At 49.5% G+C, this 4,195-nt stretch carries 2 protein-coding genes and 1 pseudogene; all 3 read right to left on the minus strand.

What is annotated here, in order from left to right; genetic code table 11:
* Positions 1–625, minus strand: a pseudogene (locus tag K2H17_RS09300) (hypothetical protein); the annotation flags it as partial.
* A gap of 319 nt (positions 626–944) precedes the next feature.
* Positions 945–1,814 (minus strand): formyltetrahydrofolate deformylase, encoded by an 870-nt coding sequence (gene purU / locus K2H17_RS09305; RefSeq protein ID WP_300134020.1) that lies wholly within the window; start codon positions 1,812–1,814, stop codon positions 945–947.
* A gap of 249 nt (positions 1,815–2,063) precedes the next feature.
* Complete coding sequence (gene pulA / locus K2H17_RS09310) at positions 2,064–4,037, minus strand: type I pullulanase (RefSeq protein ID WP_300134022.1); 1,974 nt, start codon at positions 4,035–4,037, stop codon at positions 2,064–2,066.
* Between the last annotated feature and the right edge of the window lie 158 nt (positions 4,038–4,195).

The following is a 4,195-nucleotide window of genomic DNA, read 5'->3' on the forward strand; positions in this document are numbered from 1 at the left end:
CCAGCCCCCCACGGTTGTTGTTGTAACCACCCTGGCGGTTGTTGTTGTAGCCGCCCTGGTTGTTATAGCCACCCTGACGGTTGTTGTTGTAACCACCCTGGCGGTTGTTGTTGTAGCCGCCCTGACGGTTGTTGTTGTAGCCGCCCTGACGATTGTTGTTATAACCGCCCTGACGGTTGTTGTTGTAGCCGCCCTGGTTGTTGTAACGGTTGTTGTTATAGCGCGGCTGGTAATTGGAGCCGGCGTTATCGCCTTCTGCCGAAGTCTGGTTTACGCCCTCGGCTGAAGTCTGAGGCTCTCCCTCGTGCTGGGGATTGGCCTGCGGACGGGGCTGATAGTTATTATTGTAGCGGTTATTGTTGTTGTAACGGTTATAGCCGCCTTGATTGTTATTGTTGTTGTAACGGTTGTTGTTATAGCCGCCCTGACGGTTGTTGTTGTAAGGGCGCGGCTGGTAAGGACGGTTGTTACCATAAGTGTTGTTGCCATAAGAAGCCTGATGGCGTTCCTGGCCCTCATGTCCACCTTCCTGAGATGAGAAGTCGCTACGGTTTTCTACACTGTCTGAATTGATGGGGCGAACACCTATACGTGGGCGTTTGCTTTTCTTTTCGTTGCTGTCCATGAGTGGTTTTCTGAATTTTGGAGTTTGAGATACTGTATGGGTTAATTGGATCAAAGCCTCGCGGCTTTTTTAGTTACGGTTGATGTTTTTTCGATATCTAATGTCTTTCAGCAATTGTTATATTGCTCAATAGTTGAGTGAAAAAAAATGTTTATCGTTATTGTTTTTTCCTATCGGATAATGGAATCGTGAAGCCCGGACGGTCTGCCGAATCAACACAACTGCAAAAGTAGTCATAATTTTCATTTATTCCTAACCGGGCCAATGAAAAAATTGCTAAATTCTTATCCGGAAACAACTTTTAAAACCGACATGATCGTCAGCTGAACACGACGGTCTTATTGTTATAAGTCAATATCTTGCGCTGTATGTGTTTCTCCACCGCGCGTGACAGGACTATTTTTTCAAGATCCCGCCCTTTCTTGACAAGCTCGTCAATGGTGTCCTTATGTGTGATCCGGGCCACATCCTGCTCGATGATAGGTCCGGCATCAAGGTCGGCGGTGACATAGTGGCTTGTTGCTCCGATCAGTTTCACTCCCCGTTCATGAGCCTGATGATAGGGTTTCGCACCGATGAATGCCGGAAGGAATGAATGATGGATGTTGATTATGCGGTTGGGATAGCGGCTGATGAAATCCTCGGACAGCACCTGCATGTAGCGCGCAAGGACGATGAAATCAATCTTATAGCGGTCAAGGATCTCGAATTCACGCTGTTCCATCTCAGCCTTGTTGTCGCGGGTCACCGGAATATGCTCGAACGGAATGTTGAATTGCTTACCGGCGATCGCCAGGTCCGGGTGGTTGCTGATGATGACCGGAATGTCGACATCCCACTCTCCGGCCATGTGGCGCGCGAGCATGTCATAAAGACAATGTGACATCTTGCTGACGAAAATAGCCATCCGCTGACGCCGGCTTGAAAAACTTATGCGGTAAGTCAGCTCATAGCGCCTGGCATAGAGAGTGTTGAAATATTCGTCGATCTTCTCGGTTGGAATCATAAAATTCTCCAGCTCCCATTCGACCCTCATGTAAAAAATTCCGTTCTGCCGGTCGACATACTGGTCAAGATAGATGATGTTCCCTCTGTTGGTTGTGATGAAATCGGTAATGACTGCTATAATTCCCGGTTGGTCCGGACAGTGCATTCGCAGCATTGCGGTTGGTTTCTTTTTATTTTCCACGACGGTATTCAGATAAATAATTATTCCAATTAAAAAAAATTCCTGTGAAAATTTCTATTTTGCAAAATTAACCATTTTCCTGATTCGGCCCGCCTCTGTCACAAACAAAAGACTTCCGGAGTGATAAAATTTACAGAATGGCAAAAAAACAGTCCGCCGGGAGCGGATGTCTGGCACCCGGTCCCGGCGGAAATGTTCAGAATATATTTCTTACGGGCGCAATCCTGTCAACGCGTCCCGTTTCAAGTCTCACTTCGGGAGTGCGAGGATCAGAGCCGAGCGAGGAGCCGCGGTCACTTTTCCGCCTTTGCTCTCTCCGAGGCCTGAAGCAGATATTTTGCCGTCGTCGGCAATCACGATCCATTTTCCACGCGGGATTTTGACCTCGCGGGCTTCGTCAGAGCCGTTGAAGATCACTTTTATCTCTTTCCACTCGTCGCCATTGGCATGGTCGGTCAGTGAGTAGGAAATCAGGTTCGGTTCCTTGACATTGTCAAACTTCAGATGAGCGGCTACCTGCCCGGCAGTGGTCATTCTGAATGCGGGATGCTCTTTGCGGAGTTTGATCAGTTCGCGGTAATAGTCGAACTGTTCACGGTTGATGTGTTTGAGATTCCAGTCGATCGCGTTGATTGAATCAGGCGATTTATAGGAATTGTGCACTCCCTTTTTGTCACGGAAAATTTCTTCACCGGCAAACATGAAAGGTGTGCCTTGCGAAGTAAACACGATCGTCTGGGCAAGACGGGCCGCGCGCTGACGGTCGGCCTCGCTTGCATCGGGCATCGACTTGCGCAATTTGTCTGTCAGCATGAGGTCATCGTGACACGAGACGTAATTGATGATCTGTGTCGGCGACGAAGCGTAGGCGAATTTTGAATTGTTGCCTTTAGAATAATCTACCTGAGGGTGAGCCGTGGCGCCGACGATACCGATTTTAACGGTTTCCTCAAGCCCCGGTTTGCCTGTCGCGAAGCCCCGGTCAGAGGCATCGGTATAATGCCCCTTGACAGCGTCGCGCAGGTCATCGCTGAACACCGCGATCTCAGGCATCTTGCTGACATTTTCCTTCAGGGCGCGCCGCTCTGCCGGCAGCGGAGAATCTCCGGCAGTCCAGCCTTCGCCATAGACAAAGATGTCAGGATTGATCTCCTTCAAAGCCGCAGCGACCTGGTTCATTGTCTCCGTGTCGTGGATGGCCATCAGATCGAAACGGAAACCGTCGATATGATATTCCTTGGCCCAGTATCTGACAGAGTTGACAATATAGTCGCGCATCTGCTGTCGGTCCGAGGCAGTTTCATTGCCGCAGCCTGAGGCGTCGCTGTAAGTACCGTCCTGACGATGGCGGTAATAGTAACCGGGAGCGGTAAGCGAGAAATTCGATTCGTCGTTATCAGCCGTATGGTTGTAGACCACGTCCATGATCACTCCGATCCCGTTGTCATGAAGATTCTTGACCATTTTCTTCATTTCAGTGATTCTCGCAGCCGGATCTGCCGGATTTGTCGAGTAGGATCCTTCAGGCGCATTGTAGTTATAGGGATCATAGCCCCAGTTGTACTGATTGGAGGGGAGATTGGCCTCATCCACACTGTTGTAGTCGTAAGACGGCAGAATGTGGACATGTGTGACTCCAAGTTCCTTCAGATGGTCAATGCCGGTCGCTTCACCGCCGGGGGCCGTAGTGGCTTCTTCGGTCAAGGCTAGGAATTTGCCTTTATTCACGATTCCGGATGACGGATGGACTGAAAAATCACGATGGTGCATTTCATAGATCACAGCGTCATTGATATGGCTGATCCGCGGGCCGCGGTCCGAAGCCCATCCGGCGGGATCAGTGGCGGCTAAATCTATGATGGCTGCCCGATGTCCGTTTGTCCCTACGGCCTTCGCCCAGACTCCGGGAGTCTCATCGAGCCATTTGCCATTGTCGAGGATTGAAAAAGTGTAGAATGATCCGTAAAGCTGACGCGGCACACCAGCAACCCAGGTTCCACCTTCGCTGCGGGTCATGGCAATGGTATCCACAGCCTTAGTATTGCGGTCGCTGTCATAGATAATGACACGTGCGGCCTCTGCTTTCGGCGACCACAGACGCCAACGGGTCCCCTTGCTGTCGACTGTCAGTTCAAGATCTTCACCCGAATAGGTCGGATAAGTCTGATAGACTGCATCCGGATTCTCAGCCTTTGTGGCAATTGATGCGCTTAATGCAAGCATTGTCAGATAAATTGTACTTTGATGCATTGGATTGATATGGTATTAAAATGAAAAGAATCGGGAGCATGGATACTCCCGATAAGTTAAGAGGTTGTTTAAAAACAAGAGTTAAAATCTGAGTGGTGTATCTTTTAGATAAATTGTTGTAAATGAGAAAG

This window comes from Duncaniella sp., from assembly GCF_029054785.1.
Classification (GTDB): domain Bacteria; phylum Bacteroidota; class Bacteroidia; order Bacteroidales; family Muribaculaceae; genus Duncaniella.

Coding starts and splice junctions, on each gene's coding strand:
- pulA (WP_300134022.1), bottom strand. CDS start 4,037: ATGCTTGCATTAAGCGCATCAATTGCCACAAAGGCTGAGAATCCGGAT.